The sequence below is a fragment of the Streptomyces sp. NPDC024632 genome, from assembly GCF_055559175.1.
On record NZ_JBVHLD010000002.1, the window covers coordinates 756,315 to 776,710 of the forward strand.

Below are 20,396 nucleotides of genomic sequence, written 5' to 3' on the forward strand. Positions count from 1 at the left end.
CAGCGGAGGTCACGCGGGTGTAGCTCAGTAGCAGAGCGCCCCCCTTCCAGGGGGGAGGGGCAGTGTGCAATTCCTGTCGCCCGCTCTGGTCGCTCCGGCCGGTCCTATGGATCGGGTAGAGTGGCCGCAGCAATGCGGACGTGGCTCAGTTGGTAGAGCATCACCTTGCCAAGGTGAGGGTCGCGAGTTCGAATCTCGTCGTCCGCTCCAGCGTCACGAAGGCCCCGGTCACCACGACCGGGGCCTTCGTCGTACCCGGGCGTCCGCTCGGCGCGTCGCCGGGCGTCCGCTCGGCGCGTCACGGGGCGGCGGGATATATCGGTTTCTAATGGCCGCGTCCGATCGGGTACAGTGTCTGCACGGCCTGCGGACGTGGCTCAGTTGGTAGAGCATCACCTTGCCAAGGTGAGGGTCGCGAGTTCGAATCTCGTCGTCCGCTCCAGCATCGCGAAGGCCCCGGTCACCACGACCGGGGCCTTCGTCGTCTCTCCGCTTCCGCGCCGGGGTGCTACGACCAGGCGGTGCCGGTGAGGCGCTCGTACGCCTCCACGTAGCGGGCGCGGGACTGCTCGACGACCTCGGCGGGCAGGCCGGGCGGCGGCTCCTCGCCGTTGCGGTCCCAGCCCAGCGCCGGGTCGGTGAGGTGGTCGCGGACGAACTGCTTGTCGAAGGACGGCTGCGCGTGGCCCGGCTCCCACAGGTCGGCCGGCCAGAAGCGGGACGAGTCGGGGGTCAGCACCTCGTCGGCGATGACCAGCGTGCCCTGTTCGTCGTAACCGAACTCGAACTTCGTGTCGGCCAGGATGATGCCCCGCTCGCGCGCGATGTCGCGGGCCCTGCCGTAGACGGCCAGCGTGGTCTGCCGGAGCAGCGTCGCGGTCTCGGCGCCGACCTCGCGGGCGACCTCCTCGTACGACACGTTCTCGTCGTGCTCACCGACCTCGGCCTTGGTGGCGGGGGTGAAGATCGGCGCGGGCAGCTCGGAGCCGTCCACCAGGCCCTCGGGGAGCGCGAGGCCGCACACCGTACGGTCCCGGTTGTACTCGACCAGGCCGGAGCCGGTCAGATAGCCGCGTGCGACGCACTCGACCGGCACCATGCGCAGCGAACGGCACACCATGGTGCGGCCCGCCCACTGCGCGGGGGCGCCCTCGGGCAGCTCGGTGGAGATCACGTGGTTGGGCACGATGTCGGCGAGCAGGTCGAACCACCACAGCGAGAGCTGCGTGAGAATCCGGCCCTTGTCGGGGATCTCGGTGGGCAGCACCCAGTCGTAGACGGAGGTGCGGTCGCTGGCGACCATCACCAGGTCGCCCTCCGCGTTCTGGTACAGATCGCGCACCTTGCCGGTGTGCAGATGTACCAGTCCCGGCACCTGGACAGGCTCGGGTTTCTCGACGAATCCGGACACGGGTCGTCCTCCCCACTCGGCGGTTCAGCTCCCGATTCTCGCTTATCGGGACAGCTGGAGCGCGCGGGGGCTCCTCCTTTCGCCGCCCGCTCGCCTCCGACGGCTTGGACCCGGCGCGCCGCCTCCGGCGCGCCGGCCACCGGCGGACCCACCCCTCAGTCGTGCTTGCAGATGCGGTCGAGGAGGTTGGCGGTGGCGCGCTGGACGCGCGGGTCGACGTGGTTGGGGCGGTCGAGCGCCGGGGACCAGGCGAAGGTGCCGGAGGCGAAGACGTACGCGCCGCTGGGGGCCTGGTAGAGCGAGGTCTCCTGGTGGCAGCGGCGGCCGTCGGTGGACTCGTACGGCGAGTGGGCCAGCAGGATGCGCTCGATGCTCTCGGGCAGCGGGGCGCGCGGGTAGTAGCGGTCGGCCTCGCCCGCGACCAGGCCGTCGATCTCGTCGCCCTCGGTGGCGCCGGTGGCCTCCCACAGCCAGTGCTCGGCGTTGCGGACGACGAGCGGCGACGGCTGGGGGACGCGGCCCGCGTACTGCACGCCGAGCACGAGCTGTTCCGGCTCGCCGAGGTCGCGCCAGAGCGCGGTGCGGCCCTTGTTGTCGCCGCGGCGCTTGCGGCAGCTCAGCAGCCGGTCCGCGTCCCCGGCCGGGGACGCGGCCAGCTCGACCTGCCAGTACATGGTGTTGGCCGACAGGAAGACCAGCGAGGTGCCCGCGTCGCGCGCGGTCTCGGCGGCCCGGCGCATCGGCTTGGACCAGTACTCGTCATGGCCGGGGAAGACCAGGCCGCGGTAGCGCGTGGGGTCGATACGGCCCGCGTGCAGGTCGCGGGCGTCGGCGTACGCGAGGTCGTAGCCGTAGCGCTCGGCGAAGCGTACGAAGTCGTAGGCGTGGCCGATGTGCAGCGGGAGCCCGGCTCCCGCGTAGGGGCGGTCGAAGGAGACGGTGGTGGCGGCCTGTTCCTCGCCGAGGAGCTGCCCCTTCTCGTCCCACGCGTGGTACAGGCTGGCGCCGGTCCTGCCGTCCTCGGGGTAGAGGTTGTACGCCTGCCACGTCACGTCGGGCATCAGCAGGAGCAGGTCCGCCTCGTGGGTGGCGCGGACGGTGAAGGGGACGTGGCTGCGGTAGCCGTCGGCGGTGGTGAGGACGGCCACGTACGCGCCGGTGTTCCAGTACGTGGGGATCTGCAACCGCCAGGACTGCCACCAGTGGTGGCAGGAAACCGTCCTTCCGGCGGCCAGCGGCGCGGGCTGGACGATGCCGGACAGCCGGGGGCTCGCGGACATCTTCGCGGCGCCGTCGCCGCCGTAGTGGCCGATCCGGTAGACGTCGACCGTGAACTCCTGCGGCGGGTCCACGGTGATCCGGAAGTCGATGGCCTCGCCGGGCACGACGGATCCCGCGGAGGCGAAGCCCTTGATCTGACGGCGTACGTCGTCGGCGGTACGCGGTCCGGGGAAGCGCGGGCGGTGCGCGGCGTCGCCGCTGCTCACGGCCAGGTCGACGTACCAGGGGACGACCTGGCCGTCGTCGTCCAGGTACTGGGAGGCGCCGCGCAGCCAGGGCAGCGGGCCCTGGCCGAAGGGGTCGGAGACCCCGTGGGCATGCGCTCCGGACTCCCACCGTCGGATCTGGTCCGTACTCATCGAAGCCCCTCCCTCACCCGATCCCCGGCCGCGCCGGCTCCCGCGGTTCCCCGCTCCACCCGTGGTTCACCCATGCGGTGCAATAGTGCGGCGCACATACCCAGCACATCACAGAAAGCACCGCACCGGTTACCGTTCGTGGTGAATTATCGGAACGGATCGGGCGACGAGTGAAGCAGATTCGGTCAACCGGCGTGTGGTGAACGTCACATGACCCAGGTCAAGAGGTCGCGCCGCGCGCTCCGAGCGGTCGGGAGCGGGCGGTACGGGCCAGAAGCCGGGCGGGTTCCGCGCCGTGTGGCGCGCCGCGGGGCGGTGCGCGAGGCGGTGCCGGGCGGTGTGCGGTCGTGGCCGAAACGCGTCGCCCCCGGACGGCGCTCGCGCGGGGGCGACGTGGCGCTTGTCACATTGGTTGATCATGACGGCGCGTCACGTCGGTTGGTCACGACGGCGCGTCACGTCGGTCGATCACGACGTCGGGTCACGCCCGTCGATCACGACGGCGCAATACGTCGGTTGATCACACCAGCCGGATCGGCTTGTCGGGGCGGACGCCGACGGCCCTGAGCCAGGAGCGCAGCGGTGCCGCGTCGCCGTTCTCGACCAGGCGGAGCACCGGCCAGGTCAGATCGGCCCGGCGGGCGCCGCCGACGAGCAGCGTGGGGCCGTCCAGCCAGTCCAGGCCCGCGTCGGCGCCCGCGGTGTCCACGGCGGCGCAGCAGACGACGGCGGTGACGTGATCGGTCAGCAGCTCACGGCCGGTGCGGGGCGGCAGCAACGGGGAGACGGGCACGGGGGTTTCCTCCGTACCGCCGCCGGTTCCGCCCCCGTTTCCGCCGCCGGTTCCGCCGCCGCCCTTGGCGTTCTCGGCCGTCGCGGCGTGCCGGGCCGCCTCGTCGCGGGCGGCGAGCGCGCCGATCCTGGCGGCCAGCTCCTCGCTGCCGCCGCGCGAGAGCCGGTCGATGACGCGGGTGAGGGTGGCGCGGCCCGGCTCGTCGGCGAGCGCGGCGGCGGCCCGTTCCGCCGCCGAGGTGCGGGCGGCGGCGGTCGGCCCGGTCATGGCCCGGTCGCCGAGGAGCAGGCCGCTGCGGCGCCCGCCGCCGATCGCGGCCGGTCCCTCGTCCTCTTCCTCGGCCGCGGCGGCGATGCCGGGCTCCGGCGGCGGCACCTCGTCCAGGACGCGTATCAACCGGGCGGCCTCGGTGCGCCAGATGCGGTCGACGACCTCGTCCGGATAGCCGTTCCAGCTCACCGGCGCCCAGTCGGGGCCGGGCCGCTGCGGGCCCGCGTGGAAGAGCCGGGCGGCCAGCAGCGAGACGGCCTCGTCCATCGCGCCGGGCTCCTCCAGGAGATCGCAGGCCGGGCGTTCGCCCAGCCGGGTCTCGAAGCCGTCGGCGAGCCGGTCGCGCCGGGACAGCTCGGTGAGCGCGGCGACCACCCCGGCGTCCAGCCGGGACGGCCAGCGGCCCATCCGCCAGGCGGGCAGCGCGACGCGGGTGAGCAGCCGGTCCCAGCCCGCGTAGGCCAGGCCCACCTGTTCCTGGGCGACGATCCGCAGCCCGTAGTCGACGGCCTGCGCGCGCTCGGAGGCGGAGGCGGCGACGCCCCGCTCCATCTCGGCGACATGGACACGGCAGCCGTTCAGCAGCAGCCGGACCGTCCAGCCGAGGACGCCGAAGACCGGTCGCAGCAGCACAGTGCCCTCGCGGCCGTGCGCGGCGACTCCGGCCGCCGCGTCGAGGCCGCGCACGAAGCGGCGGGCGGCCGCTATCTCCGGATCGGCGGCGGGTCCCGTGCCCGCGACCACGGGCGCGAGCAGCGCGCGCAGTTCCGCGATCCGCATCCACCACATGAAGGGCGAGCCGATCACCAGCACGGGCGCGGTCCGCCTGCCCTCTTCCCTGGCGGCCTTCCTGGCCTTGCGGCCCGCGGGCCGGTCGGCCCTGCGCTCCTCCAGCCAGCTGTCGCAGTCCGGCGTCAGCTCTATCGCCGACGGCGCGGGCACCTCCATCCGCTCCGCCAGGTCGCGGACCATCCGGTAGAGGTCGGGCGCGGCGGTCTCGGCCACCGGCACCGCGGGACTGACCGCGGGCCTGGCCCGTACGATCACCGCCGCGACGGCCGCCGCGACCAGCAGCACCACGAGCGCGCCACCGGTCATCCCCCAGCGCACACCGTCCCAGCGCGAGCCGATCCGGCCGGTCGCGCCGCCCGCGTGCAGGACGACGGCGACGGCGGCGGGCAGCAGGGCCGCGCCGAGCGCGGCGCCCCGGACCCGGAGCACCGCCAGGGCACGGGAGCGCGCGACCGCCTCACCTGCTTCTCCGGCCATCGGCGACTCACCCCCTGCGCTGTGGTGACCGCCCCGATGGCGGCCTCCCCCCACTGTCGCACCGCCCACGGACATCGCAATGGCCGTACGGCTGATTGCCGCAATGTCCCGCAGTGCGCTTTCGGGGCACCCTAGTTCGGCGCCGGGAAGGAGTCAGCCTTATGGCCGAGTCATCACTCCTTGGAGTGGCTTTGGTCAGAGACCGGCCGCTTTCGCGGCGATGTCCGTACGGTGGTGGCCACCGTCCAGACCGATCCGGTCGACCGCGCGGTAGGCCCGGTCACGGGCCTTGGCGAGGTCGGAACCGGTCGCGGTGACCGACAGCACCCGGCCGCCCGCGCTGACGATCCGCCCGTCGTCCTCCCGGGTGCCCGCGTGCAGGACGTACGCGTGCTCGTCCTTCTCGGCGACGTCCGCGAGCCCGGAGATCGGGTCGCCGGTGCGCGGGGTGTCCGGGTAGTTGTACGAGGCGATGACCACGGTCACCGCCGCGCCGTCGCTCCAGCGCAGCCGCGGGAAGGCGGCGAGCTGCCCGGTGGCCGCGGCCCGCAGCAGTCCGGCCAGCGGCGTCTTGAGCCGGGCGAGTACGACCTGCGTCTCGGGGTCGCCGAAGCGCGCGTTGAACTCGATGACCCGCACACCGCGCGAGGTGATGGCGAGACCGGCGTAGAGCAGGCCCGCGAAGGGCGTGCCGCGGCGGCGCAGCTCGTCCACGGTCGGCTGGAGCACGGTCCGCTCGACCTCGTCGACGAGCTTGGGGTCGGCCCACGGCAGCGGCGAATAGGCGCCCATACCGCCGGTGTTGGGGCCCTCGTCGTCGTCCAGCGCCCGCTTGAAGTCCTGCGCGGGCTGGAGCGGTACGACCGTCTCGCCGTCGGTGACCGCGAACAGCGACACCTCGGGGCCGTCGAGGAACTCCTCGATGACCACCCGGTCGCAGCTCAGCGCGTGCGCGCGGGCGGTGGCCAGGTCGCCGGTGACGACCACGCCCTTGCCCGCCGCGAGCCCGTCGTCCTTGACGACATAGGGCGCGCCGAAGGCGTCGAGCGCCACGTCGACCTCGTCGGCCGTCGTGCAGACGTAACTGCGCGCGGTCGGCACCCCGGCCGCCGCCATCACGTCCTTGGCGAACGCCTTGGAGCCCTCCAGCTCCGCGGCCCGCGCCGACGGGCCGAAGCAGTCGATGCCGCTGGCCCGTACCGCGTCGGCGACCCCGGCGACCAGCGGGGCCTCGGGCCCCACGATCACGAAGTCGGCGCCGAGGGAGACGGCGAGTTCTGCGACGGCCGCGCCGTCGAGGGCGTCGACCTGGTGCAGCTCGGCGACCTCGCCGATTCCGGCGTTGCCGGGCGCGCAGTGCAGCGAGGTGACGTCGGGGTCGAGCGAGAGGGAGCGGCACAGGGCGTGTTCGCGGGCGCCGCCGCCGATGACAAGGACCTTCACGCGCACCAGGGTAGTGGGCCGCGGGGCGGCGGGCCGCCCTCACTCTTTCGAGCGACCGCATTCATCGGCCTATACCTGATCACGCTGCCCGTATGGGCGGATATCCGGAGATCGCTACCCCGCGCTCAGCCGTTCGGCGGTAAGAAGAGTGCTTCACCACCGGGCCGGACATCCGGTGCCGAAAGCCGCATATGAGGTCCACGAGGGGCCCTTGGGGCCATACGAGGGAGCGTGCAGTGAGCCAGCCGGACATGTTTCCCGAGGAAGCACCTCGGGACGAGCCTCAGCGGCGGGCGCTGCACCATCAGCACGAGGACCTGCGGGCGCTGCCGTTCCCGCTCGGCGACTGGGGCGAGCCCGCGGAACGCCTGGCGGAGCTGTACCGCTGGGCCGAGACGGGCGCCCTGCGCACCGCCGACTGGTACCTCGACGACCGTATCCGCAAGCGCCGCGCCGCCCGCGCCCTGCGTCTGGGCGCCGTGCTCTTCGGCACCGCCGGCGCCGCCCTGCCGCTGGTGGAGCTGACCGGCACCGCGGACACCAGCGCGAGCTGGGGCTATCTCGCGCTGCTCCTGGCGGGTGTCTGCCTCGGCACCGACCGCCTCTTCGGCCTGACCTCGGGGTGGATGCGCGACGTCGCCACCGCCCAGGCCGTCCAGCGCCGCCTGGAGTCCCTGCGCTTCGACTGGGCCTCCGAGAGCGTCCGCGAGGTCCTCGGCCCCACCGAGGGCACCGCCGCCGAGGCCGCGGAACGCTGTCTGGCCATCCTGCGCCGCTTCTGCGACGACCTGGCCGACCTCGTCCGAATGGAGACGTCCGACTGGATCGTCGAATTCGGCGGCCACACCTCCGGCGCTCCGCTGCGCACCCAGTCCGCCGCCTGGTGGCCGAGCCGCCAGGAGCCGCCGCCGGGTCCGCGCCTGGCGCACCCGAGCACGCGCCCCAACATGCCGCGCCAACGGCCGCCGGAGAGCCCGAGGTAGCCGGGGGCGGCTCGTCAAGTGGCCGGGGTGGCCGGGTGCGGCTCGCCAGGCAGCGCGGTGCGGCTCACCAAGGAGCCCGGTGCGGCTCGCCAAGGAGCCCGGTGCGATTAGCTGAAGACGATCATCGAGCCCTGGCCCAGGCTCCGCGTCGCCGCCGCGTGCAGGCCGAGCCACACGTGGTGTTCCCGCGCGAACGGCCCGTTGCCCACGACCGGTGAGACGGCCGGCTCCTCAAGAGTGGTGTGGTGTTCGGGCGGCGCGGGCGGCAGCGGCGGGTTGGCGGGGTCGATGCCGATGACGGGGGCCACGAATTCGAGTTCGCGCAGCAGCCCGTGACTGGAGCCGAGGGGGCCGCCGCCTTCGAGGAGTTCGTCGTTGACGACGGGCTGGGGGAAGTCGAGGGGGACGTACGCGCCCGCGTGGTCGTAGTGCCAGACCAGGTGCGACCGCTGGGCGGTGGCCTCGAACATCTCCAGGAGCTGTTCGTAGTCGCCGCCGAGGGCGTCGACCGGGGTGACCTCGAGCCCCTGGAGGCTGAGCAGATAGGCGCGGCGCAGGAAGTGCAGGGCGTCGTAGTCGAAGCACGCGATCGGGCCGACGTCGCCCGACAGCCCCGGCATGTAGTTGTAGACGGGGACGGGCGGCTGTCCGGCGTCGTTCAACGCCTTGTCGTATCGGGCGAGTTCCTCGGAGAAGGGGTTTTCCGGGCTGTGGCAGAGCACGTCCACGAGGGGCACCAGCCACAAGTCGCAGGCCACGAACACTCCATCCGGTCGGGGGCGTACAGCCTAAAACGCCCGTGCCGGTCGCGTCATGGCCGGGCGGGGACGAGCTTTTCGATGAGGGCGCTGGTGTGGTCGCTGTGCTCCAGGGTGAGCTGCCGGGCGGTCGCGGTGTCGCGTGCGGCGACGGCGTCCACGAGGGCGACGTGGTCGGACCAGCAGACCCCGGCGGTGTCGTGCAGGGCGCGCAGGTGGGGGACGGCGTAGATCCAGGTCTGGGTGCGCATGCGGTCGAGGAATTCGCAGATGTGCGGGTTGCCGCCGAGGGCGGTCAACTCGCGCCAGAAGCGCAGGTCGCAGCCGATGAGGATGTCGAGGACACCGGAGCGGGCGGCGCGGGCGGCGGCTTCGGCGCGGCGCCGCACGGACGCGATGGCGTCGGGCGGCACGTCGCCCATGCCGACCTCGGCCATCCGCCGGAAGGACGCCTCGACGACGAAGAGCCGCGCTTCGGTGAGGGTGCGGAAGTCCTGCGCGGTGAAACGGCGGACCTGGAAGCCGCGGTGCTGCTCGACTTCGAGCAGTCCCTGTGCCGCGAGGTCGACCAGGGCCTCGCGGACGGGGGTCGCGGAGACGCCGTACAGCTCGGCGATCTCCTTGACGGTGAAGTGGCGGCCGGCCTGGAGCCGTCCGGTCAGCACCTCGTCGCGCAGGGCGTCGGCGATCTGCTGGCGCAGACTGCTGCGCCGCACAGGCGATACGCCGCCGTCCGGCATGCCGTCTCCTTCGTCGTCCTTGTGCGTCGCGCGCGCCCACGTACTCCGGTGATTCGTACGTTCGTACGCGCGGGTGACTGCCGCACACGATATGCGAAGCCCGTACGCGTATGCGCGGCGAGCGGAACGGGGAACACCTCTGACCCCCTGCCGTTCATACGCTTATTCTTCGCCGTACGGGTGGGCGGCAGCGCGGTGCCGGGACGGAGCCGCACAGTGCGGAGCGGGACGGGGAAGAGCGACGATGGACGAGCTGAGGTCCGGCGATCCGCGGTCGATCGGCGCGTACCGCCTCCTGGGCAGGCTCGGGGTGGGCGGGATGGGCATCGTCTACCTGGCGCGTTCCGAGCGCGGGCGCACGGTGGCGGTGAAGCTGGTCCGCGACGAACTGGCGTCCCAGGAGGAGTTCCGCACCCGTTTCCGCCGTGAGGTGCAGGCCGCGCGCCGGGTGGGCGGGAAGTGGACGGCGCCGGTGCTGGACGCCGACACCGAGGCCGAGGTCCCGTGGGTGGCGACCGGTTATGTGGCGGGGCCCTCGCTCAGCCAGGTGGTCAAGGAGTACGGTCCGCTGCCGGAGCGTTCGGTGCGGGTGCTCGCCTCCGGGCTCGCGCACGCGCTGCGCGACATCCACGCCGCCGGTCTGGTGCACCGCGATCTCAAACCCTCGAACGTGATGATCACCATCGACGGTCCGCGGGTGATCGACTTCGGGATCGCGCGCGCCCTGGAGACGGTCGTCGACGGCGGCTCCCTCACCTATACCGGCGCCATGGTGGGCTCCCCCGGTTTCATGTCGCCCGAGCAGGTGCGCGGCGACCGGGTGACGCCCGCCTGCGACATCTTCTGCCTCGGCTCGGTGCTGGCCTACGCGTCGACCGGTCTCCAGCCGTTCGGCGCGGCGGCCAGCGGTGTGCACGCCCAGATGTTCCGGATCGTGCAGGAGCCGCCCGACCTGGACGAAGTGCCCGACGGGTTGCGCGAGTTGGTGGCCGCCTGTCTGGTGAAGGAGCCCGAGGAGCGGCCCTCGCTGGCGCGGGTGCTGGAGCGGCTGGGCGAGGCGGACGGCGGGAGCGACGACAGCGCGGCGCAGGACTCGACCGCCGAGCCGTGGCTGTCCGGCGCGATCGTGGCGCAGCTCGGACGGCACGCGGTGCGGCTGTTGGAGGTGGAGGCGGCGGCGGAGTCCCCCACGCCCACGGAGCTGGACGTGGGGGTCGTGGCCGCGGACGGACCGGGCGCCCCCACGCCGACACGGGCGGACCCCGGCCACCTCTCGGGCACCGGCGCGCGCACCGACGGCGCGACCCCGGTCAGGCAACCGCCGCCGACCGCGTACTCACCGACCTACGGCTCGTACGCGCCCCCGGCCGGTGCGGCACCGGCCGGTCCGACGCCGCCCCCGCCGACGTACACGCAACCGCAGGCGGCAGGGCCGGACGCGGGCGGGCCGCGCAAGACGCGGCGCGGGCCGCTGATCGCGGCGATCGTCGCCCTGGTGGTCGTCGCGGGCGGCGTGACGGCGTACATCGCGGGCCAGGGGGGCACGAAGAACACGGCCGATCCGGACCCCGGTGTGAGCACACCCACCGGTCCGACGTCCCCGCCGGTCTCGGGTCCCGCGCGGACGTCGCCGGGCCAGGCGGACCCCGCGAACGCGGCGGTGCCCAGCGGCATGGTCGGCACCTGGCGGACCTCCTTCACCAGTGACGACGCGGGCGACAACACCCGGACGCTGACGGTGAAGGCGGACGGCTCCGTGGAACTGTCGGGCGACAGCGCCTCCTACGCCTGCTTCTGGTCCATGCACGTCGTCTCGGTGGGCCCGCCGGTCGAGTTGAGCCCGTCGCAGGTGGTGACGGGGACGCCCGCGTCCTCGTGCAGCCCCGGCGACGGCACCACGCTCACCCTGGTGGACGACACCCATCTGCGCCGCGACAACCTCGACACGAGCAAGGCGCCGCTGACGTACACCAAGGTCGACCAGTGACCGCGTACGGACACAGGTAAGCCCCGCTCACCTGGGTGGGCGGGGCTTACCTGTGGAACCGGGGCCTGGGGCCTGGGGCCGTTCTAGAGGAACGAGTTGATCTCGATCGTCTCGGTACGGCCGGGGCCGACGCCGATCGCGGAGATCGGGGCGCCCGACATCTCCTCCAGCGCCTTCACGTACGCCTGCGCGTTCTTCGGCAGGTCGGAGAGCGACTTTGCCTTGCTGATGTCCTCCGTCCAGCCGGGCAGGTACTCGTAGACCGGCTTGGCGTGGTGGAAGTCGGACTGGCTGTAGGGCAGTTCCTCGACCCGGCGGCCGTCGATCTCGTACGCGACGCAGACCGGGATCTGCTCCCAGCCGGTGAGGATGTCCAGCTTGGTGAGGAAGAAGTCGGTGAGGCCGTTGACCCGGGTCGCGTAACGGGCGATGACCGCGTCGAACCAGCCGCAGCGCCGGTTGCGCCCGGTGGTGACGCCGAACTCGTGGCCCACGGTGCGCAGTCGCTCGCCGTCCGCGTCGAACAGCTCGGTGGGGAACGGTCCGGAGCCCACACGCGTGGTGTAGGCCTTGAGGATGCCGATCACCCGGCTGATCTTCGTGGGGCCGATACCGCTGCCGGTGCAGGCGCCGCCGGACGTCGGGTTGGACGACGTGACGAAGGGGTACGTGCCGTGGTCGACGTCGAGGAGCGTGCCCTGGCCACCCTCCATCAGGACGACCTTGCCCTCGTCGAGCGCGTTGTTGAGGATCAGGGTCGTGTCGGCGACGTAGCTCCTGATCTGCTCCGCGTAGCCGAGGTACTCCTCGACGACCTGGTCGGTGCTGATCGCGCGCCGGTTGAAGAGCTTGACCAGCACCTGGTTCTTCTCGCTGAGCGCCGCGTCGACCTTCTGCTGGAGGATCGATTCGTCGAACAGGTCCTGGATGCGGATGCCCACCCGGTTGATCTTGTCGGCGTAGGCCGGGCCGATGCCGCGCCCGGTGGTGCCGATCTTGCGGTTGCCGAGGAACCGCTCCGTCACCTTGTCGATGGTCTGGTGATACGGCGTGATCAGGTGCGCGTTACCGCTGATCAGGAGCTTGGACGTGTCGACACCGCGCTCGTTCAGCCCGCTCAGCTCGGAGAGCAGGACCGCCGGGTCGACGACGACACCGTTCCCAATGACCGGGGTGCACCCCGGTGACAGGATTCCGGAGGGGAGGAGATGCAGTGCGTACTTCTGGTCGCCGACGACGACCGTGTGGCCGGCGTTGTTGCCGCCCTGGTATCGCACCACATAGTCCACGGAGCCACCGAGCAGGTCGGTGGCCTTCCCCTTGCCCTCGTCACCCCACTGAGCACCGAGCAGCACAAGTGCGGGCACAGGCGTACACCCCTTCCGGGCGGGGCATGTCCAACGTGCAGAGAGCCGTCGAACCTGCCCCGGAATAGACGAAGCCCCTGACGCAAAGGCGCAAGGGGCTCTTGCACCGAGATTTTACCTGAGGAAGGACCAAGGTGTCGGCCGTGTCTCCTGGGCATCCTCCCCCGGACTCCGACCGGGGGCACCCCCTGCTCCTGGTCATCGACCCCGCGGCACGCGCGGTCGACGGCGAATCCGTGCGGATCGCCAAAGATGTCCTGTGCGCGGGCGCGTACTCCGTAAAAGTTTGCGTCCCGGATTCCGCGGAGGAGGCGGAGCGCGCGCTGGCGCACCGCGGTCGCCGTCACCCTGTGGTGCTCGGCGACGACGCGGCGCTGCTGCGGATGGTGCGCGCGCTGCACCGCGACCGCACGCTCGGGGTGGCGCCGGTCGCGCTGGTGCCGATCGGGCCGCGGTCCGCGCTGGCCCGCGGCCTCGGGGTGCCGGGCCAGGTGCTGGCGGCGGCGCGGGCGGTGCTCGACGGCGTCGAGCGGGAGCTCGACCTGCTGGTCGACGAGAGCGGCGGGATCGTGCTCGGCACGCTGAGCATCCCGTGCGGCACCCCGGTCTCGCAGACCGCCGCGCACTGGTGGACGCCGGTCGAGAAGACCGCCCGCTCCCTGGTCCGCACCCTCACCGCGCCGATCCCGGTCAACGGTCAGCAGCCGCGGCAACGGCTGCGCGTGGAGGCCGACGGTGTGCTGCTGGCCGATCTGGACCAGCCGGTGCAGGAGATCTCGGTCCGCACCTCGCCGTCGGGCGTGGCGGAGGTCTTCGTCCGCCGTACGGAGGGCGCGGAGCACGTACGCGCGCAGGCGCGGACCATCACCGTCTCGGGCCGGGACTTCCGCTACCGCGCGGACTCCGCCGTCACCGGGCCGGTGCGCAGCCGTACGTGGACGGTGGAGCGGTCGGCGTGGCGGCTGACGGTGCCGCGCTGAGGGCGGCAGGAGCGTTTCAGCGGGCCGCGCGTCACATCGTGGCCTTGTGCTCCCGCCAGCGGTCCATCATCGCGCCGAGCTCCCTTTGCAGGAAGTCGAAGAAGGCGGCGGTCTCGGCGAGCCGCTGACCCGCGTCCGTCTCCTCGCCGACGGTGTCTATTCCGGTGCGCAAGGTGTTCTCCCAGCGGGCGAGGACGCCGCTGCGGCTGGTGAACGTCTCGTACCACTGGTCGTGGTGCACCCGGTACAGCTCGCGGCGCGAGCCGGGGTCGCGCTCGCGGTGCACCATCCCGACCTGGGCGAGGTAGCGCACGGCGCCGGAGACCGCGGCCGGGCTGACCTGGAGCCTTTCGCTCAGCTCGGCGGAGCTGAGCGCGCCGTTCTCGGACACGAGCAGCGCGGAGAAGACCCGGGCTGCCATCCGCTGCATTCCGGCCTCGACCATCTCGGCGGCGAAGCGCTCGATGAAGGTCAGCACCTCCGCAGGTCTCTCCTCGTCCCGCGGGTCCGCCATGGCCGCCGCCTCCCTCGTCCGATCCGATCACGTCACGCTGAGTGAAGTTTATCCGCTTCGTCATCTTCACAAATTTCTGAATGTACTGTAGCTTCACAAGCATGACGGACGCAATCACGGTGGCCGGGCTCCGCAAGACCTTCGGCCGCACACACGCACTCGACGGACTCGACCTGTCCGTCCGCACCGGCGAGGTGCACGGCTTCCTGGGTCCCAACGGGGCGGGGAAGTCCACCACGATCCGCGTCCTGCTCGGCCTGATCAGAGCCGACGGCGGCGAGGCCCGGCTGCTCGGCGGCGACCCGTGGCGGGACGCGGTGGCCCTGCACCGGCGGATCGCCTACGTGCCGGGCGATGTCACGCTGTGGCCCAATCTCAGCGGCGGCGAGATCATCGACCTCTTCGGCAGACTGCGCGGCGGGGGCGCTGCGCGCGGCCGGTGGCGCGGGCGCGGGCGGGGGGAGACCGGCGAGCGGGGCGACGGCGGTGCCGCGAGCCGGAAACGGGAACTGCTCGACCGGTTCGAGCTGGATCCGACGAAGAAGGGCGGCGCGTATTCGAAGGGCAACCGGCAGAAGGTCGCCCTGGTCGCCGCCTTCGCCTCGGACGCCGACCTGCTGATCCTGGACGAGCCGACCTCGGGACTCGACCCGCTGATGGAAGAGGTCTTCCAGGGCTGCGTGGAGCAGGCCAGGGACCGCGGGGCGACCGTGCTGCTGTCCAGCCACATCCTCAGCGAGGTCGAGGCGCTCTGCGACCGGGTCAGCATCATCCGCCAGGGCCGCACGGTGGAGACCGGCGCCCTCGGCGAGCTGCGCCATCTGACCCGCACCAGCGTCACCGCGGAACTGGCCGCCCCACCGCGCGGCCTCGACGAACTGCCCGGCGTGCACGACGTGGACGTCAGCGGGCACCACGTCACCCTCCAGGCCGACACCGACAAGCTCGACGCCCTGCTGCGCGCCCTCGCCGACACCGGCGTCCGCAGCCTCACCAGCCGCCCGCCCACCCTGGAGGAGCTGTTCCGCAGGCACTACGAGGACCCGGACGCCGACGGTCACGCGTCGGCTGCCGAGGGCCGGGCCGGTACGCCGTCCGGACCCGGCGGGACGACCGCGATCGGTACGTCCGCATCCGGTACGCCGTCCGGACCCGACGGGACGACCGCATCCGGTACGCCGTCCGCGACCGGTCCGCGTAAGGCGACGCCCCGATGAGCGGCTTCGCGGGCACCGGCGCCCTCACCCAACTGGCCCTGCGCCGCGACCGGCTGATGATCCCGGCCTGGCTGTACGTGCTGGCCGCGTCCGTCATCGGCACCGCCGCCTCCTTCCGCACGCTCTACGGCGACCAGGCCGAACGCGCGGACCTCGCGCGCAGCACCAACGCCAGCGCGCCGCTGCGCGCGCTCTTCGGACCCATCTACGACTGGGACACGATCGGCGCGCTCACCGGCTGGCGGATGGGCGTGCTCGGCGCGTCCCTCACCGGGCTGATGAGCATGCTGATCGTCGTCCGGCACACCCGTGAGGAAGAGGAGACCGGCCGCCAGGACATGCTCGGCGCGGCCATGGTCGACCGCCGGGCCCCGCTCACCGCCGCCCTGTCGGCCGCCGCGACCGCCGACGTCGCCATCGCCCTGGTCGTGCTGTGCGGCATGACCGTGCTCGGCCAGAGCCTGACGGGTTCGGTCGCGCTCGCCCTCGCCCTCGCGGTCGGCGGCATGATGTTCGCCGGGGTCGCCGCGGTGACCGCCCAGGTCACCGAGACCGCGCGGCTCGCCAAGGGTGTCGCGGGAGCCGTGCTCGGCGGCGCCTTCCTGCTGCGCGCCGCCGGGGACGCCGCGACCACCGACTCCTCCTCGCCCCTGGTGTGGATCTCGCCGCTGGGCTGGCTCGAACACCTCCATCCGTACGCCGACGAGGCGTGGTGGGTGCTGCTGCCCGCCGCCGCCTTCGCCGTACTGACCTGCGGCGCCGCGTACGCGCTGGTCGCCCGCCGGGACACCGGGGCCGGTCTGCTGCCCGCCCGTCCGGGACCCGCGCGGGCGGCCCGCTCGCTGAACGGACCCCTCGCCCTGGCCTGGCGGTTGCAGCGCGGCACCCTGTACGCGTGGGCCGCGGGCCTGGCGGTCGCGGGCGGGGTCTACGGCTCGGTCACCGACTCCGTCGGGGACCTGATCGGCGGCAACGGCCAAGTGGACGACATCTTCCAGCGGATGGGCGGCCACCAGGGCCTGACCGACGCGTTCCTGTCGACCGCGATGGGCCTGCTCGGCATCATGGCCGCCGTCTTCGCCGTGCAGAGCGTGCTGCGGCTGCGCACCGAGGAGACCGGGCAGGGCGCGGAGGCCGTGCTCGCCCAGTCGGTCGGCAGGGTGCGCTGGGCCGCGAGCCACCTCGTCCACGCGCTGCTCGGGACGGTCGTCCTGCTGGCCACCGGCGGCCTGCTGATGGGCCTGGCCTACGGCGGCGCCATCGACGACATCGGCGGGCAGGTCCCCCGGCTGATCGGGGCGGCCGTCGCGCAGGCGCCCGCCGTGTGGGTGCTGATCGGGCTCGGCACCCTGCTGTTCGGCCTGCTCCCGAGGGCGTCCACGGCCGCCTGGGGCCTGCTCGGGCTCTTCGTGATGATGGGCCAGCTCGGCCCGGTGCTGCGGCTGCCGCAGCCGCTGCTCGACCTGTCGCCGTTCACCCACGTGCCGAAGCTGCCCGGCGGCGAGATCACCGCGACGCCGTACGCCTGGCTGATACTCGTGGCCGCCGGGACCCTCGCGGCCGGCCTGGCCGGGCTTCGCCGCCGCGACCTCGTCACCGGCTGACCCGCGGCGATCCGCGCAGGGGGTCGTGCGCGCGGGCCCGCCGTACGGTCCTGCGCGCGGTTCCGCGCCGTCACCAGGTGACCAGCAGCTCCTCCGGTCCGCGGATCACATAACCGGGGCTCCAGGCGGGCTCGGCGACCAGCCGCAGGCCGGGCGCCTGGCGCAGGAAGGTGCCGAAGGACGCGCCGAGTTCGAGGCGGGCCAGCGGGGCGCCGAGGCAGTAGTGGATGCCCGCGCCGAAGCTGACATGGCGGTTGTCGGCGGCGGGGCGGGTGACGTCGAAGCGGTCGGGGTCGGTGAAGCGGGCCGGGTCGCGGTTGGCGGAGCCGAAGAGCAGGGCGACCTCGGAGCCGCGCGGGATGACCGTGCCGCCGACCTCGATGTCGTCCAGCACCCAGCGTTCGAACATCTGCAAGGGGGTGTCGTAGCGCAGCATCTCGTCCACGCCGTCCCGCAGCCGGTCGGGAGCGTCGTAGAGGAGTTGGAGCTGGTCGGGGTGGTGGAAGAGGGTGAGCCAGCCGATGGTGGTGGTGTTGACCGTGGCCTCGTGGCCCGCGTTCAGCAGCAGCACGATGGTGGAGATCATCTCCTGCTCGCTGAGCACGTCCCCGTCCTCGCGGGCCGCGATCAGCGCGCTGATCAGGTCCTCGCCGGGGTCGGTGCGCCGGGCGGCGATGAGTTCGTGCAGATACGCGGAGAACTCCTCGCTGGCGGTGACCGCGCGGCGGGCGCTCTCCTCGGTGGGGTTCAGCTCGAACATCCCGGTGATCGCCGCCGACCAGGGCCGCAGCAGACCGCGGTCGGCGGCCGGGATGCCCAGCATCTCGGCGATGACCGCGACCGGCAGCGGCTCGGCGACCCGGGAGAGCAGGTCGCCGCCGCCATCGGCGTGCAGGGAGGTGATGAGTCCGGCGGCCAGGCGCTCCACGGTGGGGGCCAGATTCTCCACCGTGCGCGGGGTGAAGGCCTTGGCGACCAGGCGGCGGATGCGGGAGTGCGCGGGGGCTTCGAGGTCCAGCATCCCGTTGCCGTTGAGCGTGGTGAACGGCTCGTGCTCGGCGGGCGGCGCCTCGCGGCCGAACTCCTCGTGGGTGAAGCGGTGCAGGTAGGTGCGGCCCAGACGGCGGTCGCGCAGCAGGGCGTTGACGTCGTCGTAGTGCGGGATGAGCCACTGCCTGGTCGGCTCGAACCAGTGCGCGCGGCCGGCCGCGCGCAGGGCCTCGTAGGCCGGGTAGGGGTCGGCGACGAAGGAGGGCGACCAGGGCTCGAAGGCGGGTCCGGGCGAAGGGGCGGCGGGTGACGCGGGAGAGGTGGGTGTCATGGCAGATCGATGAGTCCGTGTTCGCGTAGGTAGGCCAGCTGGGCCTGGACGGAGAGCTCGGCGGCGGGCCACAGGGAGCGGTCGACGTCGGCGTAGACGTGGGCGACGACGTCGGCGGCGGTGAGCAGCCCCGACTCGACGGCGGTCTCGACCTGGGCGAGCCGGTGCGCGCGGTGGGCGAGGTAGTACTCGACGGCGCCGCGGGCGTCGGTGAGCACGGGGCCGTGCCCGGGCAGCACGGTGTCCACCCCGCCGTCGACCGTCAGGGCCTGGAGCCGCCGCAGCGAGTCCAGGTAGTCGCCGAGCCGCCCGTCGGGGTGCGCGACCACGGTGGTGCCGCGGCCCAGCACGGTGTCGCCGGTCAGGACGGCGCCGTCGGCCGGGAGGTGGAAGGAGAGCGAGTCGGCGGTGTGGCCGGGTGTGGAGACGACCTGGAGTTCCAGGCCGCCGGTGGTGACGGTGTCGCCCGCGGCCAGGCCCTCGTCGCCGAGCCGCAGCGCCGGGTCCAGGGCCCGTACGCGGGTGCCGGTCAGTTCGGCGAAGCGGGCCGCGCCCTCCGCGTGGTCGGGGTGGCCGTGGGTGAGCAGGGTGAGGGCGACGCGCTTGCCCGCCCGCTCGGCGACCTCCACGACGTGGGCGAGGTGGCCCTCGTCCAGCGGGCCGGGGTCGATGACGACGGCCAGCGGTGAGTCGGGTTCGGCCACGATCCAGGTGTTGGTGCCGTCCAGGGTCATCGCCGAGGGGTTGGGCGCCAGCACGCACAGGGCGCGGGCGGTGGCCCGGCCGCCGATGGTGGCCCGCGGCTCGCCGGGCGGCTTCGCGGCGGTCATCGGCCCGCTCCCTCGTCCTGGGCCCGGTCCGGGTCCTCGCTCCGCGCCGGGTCCTGAGCCCGGTCCTGGTCCTGAGTCTGGTCCTGAGCCTGGTCCGGGTCCCGGCCCTGACCCTGGAACTGGCCCTGGCCCCGGTCCGGCAGCGGGCCCGCCGTGCCCGGGATGAAGCGGGTGAACTCGTCGTGTCCCGGCCAGGTCAGGACGACGTCGCCGTGCTCGTCGAGGGCAGCGCGGGCCAGGACCGGGGTGAGGTCCCGGTCACCCGCGGCGGTGAGCGCGTCCGCGGCAGAGGCGTACGGCAGCAGGTCGCGCAGTGTGGTGACGGTCGGCGGCAGCATGCTCAGCTCGCCGCGGTCGTAGCCCGCGACGGCCTCGGCGGGCGGCAGCCACACGGTGTGGTCCGCCTCGCCCGAAACGTCCCGCGTGCGCTGCCCGGCCGGGAGGGTGGCGAGGAAGAACCAGGTGTCGTAGCGGCGCTCCTCGAACTCCGGGGTGATCCAGCGGGCCCAGGGGCCGAGCAGGTCGGAGCGCAGGACGAGTTCGCGGCGGGCCAGGAAGTCGGCGAAGGACAGGTGGTGAGCGGCCAGCGCGGCCCGGTCCGCCTCCCAGTCCGCCCCGGTGATGTCGGCGACGACGGTCTCGGGGTCGGGCCCGGCGAGCAGCACCCCCGACTCCTCGAAGGTCTCCCGCACCGCCGCGCACACCACGGCCTGCGCGACCGCCTCGCTCGCCCCCAGCGCCGCCGCCCACGCCTCCAGCGACGGCCCGGCCCACCCCACGGGACGCTCGTCGCGCGGGTCCACGCCGCCGCCCGGATACGCGTACGCGCCCCCGGCGAAGGCCATGGAGGCGCGTCTGCGCAGCATGTGGACGGCCGGTCCGCCGGCGTCGGTGTCCCGCAGCAGCAGTACGGTCGCCGCCCGCCGCGGCGTGACGGGGACCAGTTCCCCGCTCGTCAGCGCCCGGATGCGGTCCGGCCACGAGGCGGGGAACATCTGTCCGTCGGTCCTGGTCATGGGCGGGATGCTACGTCCATCCGGCGCGATGTTCGAGAGCCGCCGCCCGCAGGGACCTCCCCGCGACGTTCGAGAGCCGCCGCCCGCGGGGGCCTCCCCGCGACGTTCGAGAGCCGCCGCCCGCGGGGGCCTCCCCCGCGGGCGGCGGACCGGCGGACCCCGTCCCTCCGCCCTACCCCGGCCTCCACCCCTACCAGGGAGTCCCACGGGAAGACAGCCACACCGAAAGCGCTGCGCGCGTGTACCCCCCTCT

General features: G+C 73.1%; 16 protein-coding genes and 3 tRNA genes. 8 read left to right on the forward strand and 11 right to left on the reverse strand.

The features are described 5' to 3' along the window. The first annotated feature begins 13 nt into the window (after window positions 1-13). The 3 genes from ACZ37P_RS06795 to ACZ37P_RS06805 all read left to right on the forward strand — a co-directional run bounded on the left by ACZ37P_RS06795 (window position 14) and on the right by ACZ37P_RS06805 (window position 442). Window positions 14-85 (forward strand) — tRNA-Gly (locus ACZ37P_RS06795). A 49-nt stretch (window positions 86-134) separates the two neighbouring features. Next, window positions 135-210 (forward strand) — tRNA-Gly (locus ACZ37P_RS06800). 156 nt (window positions 211-366) lie between these two features. Next, window positions 367-442, forward strand: a tRNA-Gly gene (locus ACZ37P_RS06805). A gap of 66 nt (window positions 443-508) precedes the next feature. Here the strand turns inward: ACZ37P_RS06805 and ACZ37P_RS06810 are convergent. The 4 genes from ACZ37P_RS06810 to purD form a co-directional block, all read right to left on the reverse strand. Beyond that, window positions 509-1,411 (reverse strand): phosphoribosylaminoimidazolesuccinocarboxamide synthase, encoded by a 903-nt coding sequence (locus ACZ37P_RS06810; protein ID WP_401850845.1) that lies wholly within the window; start codon window positions 1,409-1,411, stop codon window positions 509-511. Between the two features lie 155 nt (window positions 1,412-1,566). Beyond that, window positions 1,567-3,051, reverse strand: a complete 1,485-nt coding sequence (locus ACZ37P_RS06815) for a N,N-dimethylformamidase beta subunit family domain-containing protein (RefSeq protein ID WP_391042664.1) — start codon at window positions 3,049-3,051, stop codon at window positions 1,567-1,569. 520 nt (window positions 3,052-3,571) lie between these two features. After that, a complete protein-coding gene (locus tag ACZ37P_RS06820; protein ID WP_355336132.1) occupies window positions 3,572-5,383 on the reverse strand; it encodes a hypothetical protein in 1,812 nt (603 codons plus the stop codon). Window positions 5,384-5,578: 195 nt separating this feature from the next. Continuing rightward, on the reverse strand, window positions 5,579-6,826 hold the full coding sequence (gene purD / locus ACZ37P_RS06825; RefSeq protein ID WP_355336130.1) for a phosphoribosylamine--glycine ligase: 1,248 nt from the start codon (window positions 6,824-6,826) through the stop codon (window positions 5,579-5,581). A gap of 236 nt (window positions 6,827-7,062) precedes the next feature. On the opposite strand from purD, the gene ACZ37P_RS06830 reads away from it, so the two are divergent. Then, complete coding sequence (locus ACZ37P_RS06830; RefSeq protein WP_467345202.1) at window positions 7,063-7,809, forward strand: SLATT domain-containing protein; 747 nt, start codon at window positions 7,063-7,065, stop codon at window positions 7,807-7,809. Window positions 7,810-7,916: 107 nt separating this feature from the next. Here the strand turns inward: ACZ37P_RS06830 and ACZ37P_RS06835 are convergent, their stop codons facing one another. After that, window positions 7,917-8,567 (reverse strand): hypothetical protein, encoded by a 651-nt coding sequence (locus tag ACZ37P_RS06835; RefSeq protein ID WP_188284155.1) that lies wholly within the window; start codon window positions 8,565-8,567, stop codon window positions 7,917-7,919. Window positions 8,568-8,620: 53 nt separating this feature from the next. Then, window positions 8,621-9,307 carry a GntR family transcriptional regulator gene (locus ACZ37P_RS06840; RefSeq protein ID WP_401314282.1) on the reverse strand — a complete coding sequence of 229 codons (687 nt, stop codon included), beginning with the start codon at window positions 9,305-9,307 and terminating at the stop codon, window positions 8,621-8,623. A gap of 244 nt (window positions 9,308-9,551) precedes the next feature. On the opposite strand from ACZ37P_RS06840, the gene ACZ37P_RS06845 reads away from it, so the two are divergent. Beyond that, window positions 9,552-11,294: a serine/threonine-protein kinase gene (locus tag ACZ37P_RS06845; RefSeq protein WP_467345203.1), complete on the forward strand. Its 1,743-nt coding sequence runs from the start codon at window positions 9,552-9,554 to the stop codon at window positions 11,292-11,294. A gap of 83 nt (window positions 11,295-11,377) precedes the next feature. On the opposite strand, the gene ACZ37P_RS06850 is transcribed toward ACZ37P_RS06845, so the two are convergent. Further along, a complete protein-coding gene (locus ACZ37P_RS06850) occupies window positions 11,378-12,661 on the reverse strand; it encodes an adenylosuccinate synthase (protein WP_391130413.1) in 1,284 nt (427 codons plus the stop codon). Window positions 12,662-12,804: 143 nt separating this feature from the next. Here ACZ37P_RS06850 and ACZ37P_RS06855 point away from each other — a divergent pair, with 143 nt between their 5' ends. After that, window positions 12,805-13,641: a diacylglycerol kinase family protein gene (locus ACZ37P_RS06855; protein WP_467345205.1), complete on the forward strand. Its 837-nt coding sequence runs from the start codon at window positions 12,805-12,807 to the stop codon at window positions 13,639-13,641. Window positions 13,642-13,672: 31 nt separating this feature from the next. Here the strand turns inward: ACZ37P_RS06855 and ACZ37P_RS06860 are convergent, their stop codons facing one another. After that, window positions 13,673-14,155, reverse strand: coding sequence for a GbsR/MarR family transcriptional regulator (locus tag ACZ37P_RS06860; RefSeq protein ID WP_355336119.1), 483 nt, complete (start codon window positions 14,153-14,155; stop codon window positions 13,673-13,675). Between the two features lie 101 nt (window positions 14,156-14,256). Here ACZ37P_RS06860 and ACZ37P_RS06865 point away from each other — a divergent pair, with 101 nt between their 5' ends. Next, window positions 14,257-15,372 carry an ABC transporter ATP-binding protein gene (locus ACZ37P_RS06865; RefSeq protein ID WP_467345207.1) on the forward strand — a complete coding sequence of 372 codons (1,116 nt, stop codon included), beginning with the start codon at window positions 14,257-14,259 and terminating at the stop codon, window positions 15,370-15,372. Further along, entirely contained in the window at window positions 15,369-16,976 is a 1,608-nt protein-coding gene (locus tag ACZ37P_RS06870) for an ABC transporter permease (RefSeq protein WP_467345208.1), read from the forward strand. The genes ACZ37P_RS06865 and ACZ37P_RS06870 overlap by 4 nt, the downstream gene beginning before the upstream one ends. A gap of 70 nt (window positions 16,977-17,046) precedes the next feature. Here ACZ37P_RS06870 and ACZ37P_RS06875 read toward each other — a convergent pair whose 3' ends face one another. Genes ACZ37P_RS06875 through ACZ37P_RS06885 form a run of 3 tightly spaced genes read right to left on the reverse strand, consistent with a single transcriptional unit; the run spans window position 17,047 to window position 20,143 of the window. Continuing rightward, the gene (locus ACZ37P_RS06875; RefSeq protein WP_467345210.1) at window positions 17,047-18,297 is read right to left on the reverse strand and encodes a cytochrome P450; all 1,251 of its coding nucleotides are present in this window, start codon (window positions 18,295-18,297) and stop codon (window positions 17,047-17,049) included. After that, window positions 18,294-19,127: an MBL fold metallo-hydrolase gene (locus ACZ37P_RS06880; RefSeq protein WP_391042643.1), complete on the reverse strand. Its 834-nt coding sequence runs from the start codon at window positions 19,125-19,127 to the stop codon at window positions 18,294-18,296. The genes ACZ37P_RS06875 and ACZ37P_RS06880 overlap by 4 nt, the downstream gene beginning before the upstream one ends. Continuing rightward, window positions 19,124-20,143: an NUDIX hydrolase gene (locus ACZ37P_RS06885; protein WP_467345212.1), complete on the reverse strand. Its 1,020-nt coding sequence runs from the start codon at window positions 20,141-20,143 to the stop codon at window positions 19,124-19,126. Before ACZ37P_RS06885 ends, ACZ37P_RS06880 begins: the two co-directional genes overlap by 4 nt. Window positions 20,144-20,396: the final 253 nt, after the last annotated feature.

Excerpts from the sequence above, each read along its gene's own strand:
- ACZ37P_RS06815 (WP_391042664.1), bottom strand. The coding sequence starts at position 3,051 with ATGAGTACGGACCAGATCCGACGGTGGGAGTCCGGAGCGCATGCCCAC.
- ACZ37P_RS06820 (WP_355336132.1), bottom strand. The coding sequence starts at position 5,383 with ATGGCCGGAGAAGCAGGTGAGGCGGTCGCGCGCTCCCGTGCCCTGGCG.
- ACZ37P_RS06840 (WP_401314282.1), bottom strand. The coding sequence starts at position 9,307 with ATGCCGGACGGCGGCGTATCGCCTGTGCGGCGCAGCAGTCTGCGCCAG.
- ACZ37P_RS06845 (WP_467345203.1), top strand. The coding sequence starts at position 9,552 with ATGGACGAGCTGAGGTCCGGCGATCCGCGGTCGATCGGCGCGTACCGC.
- ACZ37P_RS06860 (WP_355336119.1), bottom strand. The coding sequence starts at position 14,155 with ATGGCGGACCCGCGGGACGAGGAGAGACCTGCGGAGGTGCTGACCTTC.
- ACZ37P_RS06865 (WP_467345207.1), top strand. The coding sequence starts at position 14,257 with ATGACGGACGCAATCACGGTGGCCGGGCTCCGCAAGACCTTCGGCCGC.
- ACZ37P_RS06870 (WP_467345208.1), top strand. The coding sequence starts at position 15,369 with ATGAGCGGCTTCGCGGGCACCGGCGCCCTCACCCAACTGGCCCTGCGC.
- ACZ37P_RS06875 (WP_467345210.1), bottom strand. The coding sequence starts at position 18,297 with ATGACACCCACCTCTCCCGCGTCACCCGCCGCCCCTTCGCCCGGACCC.
- ACZ37P_RS06880 (WP_391042643.1), bottom strand. The coding sequence starts at position 19,127 with ATGACCGCCGCGAAGCCGCCCGGCGAGCCGCGGGCCACCATCGGCGGC.
- ACZ37P_RS06885 (WP_467345212.1), bottom strand. The coding sequence starts at position 20,143 with ATGACCAGGACCGACGGACAGATGTTCCCCGCCTCGTGGCCGGACCGC.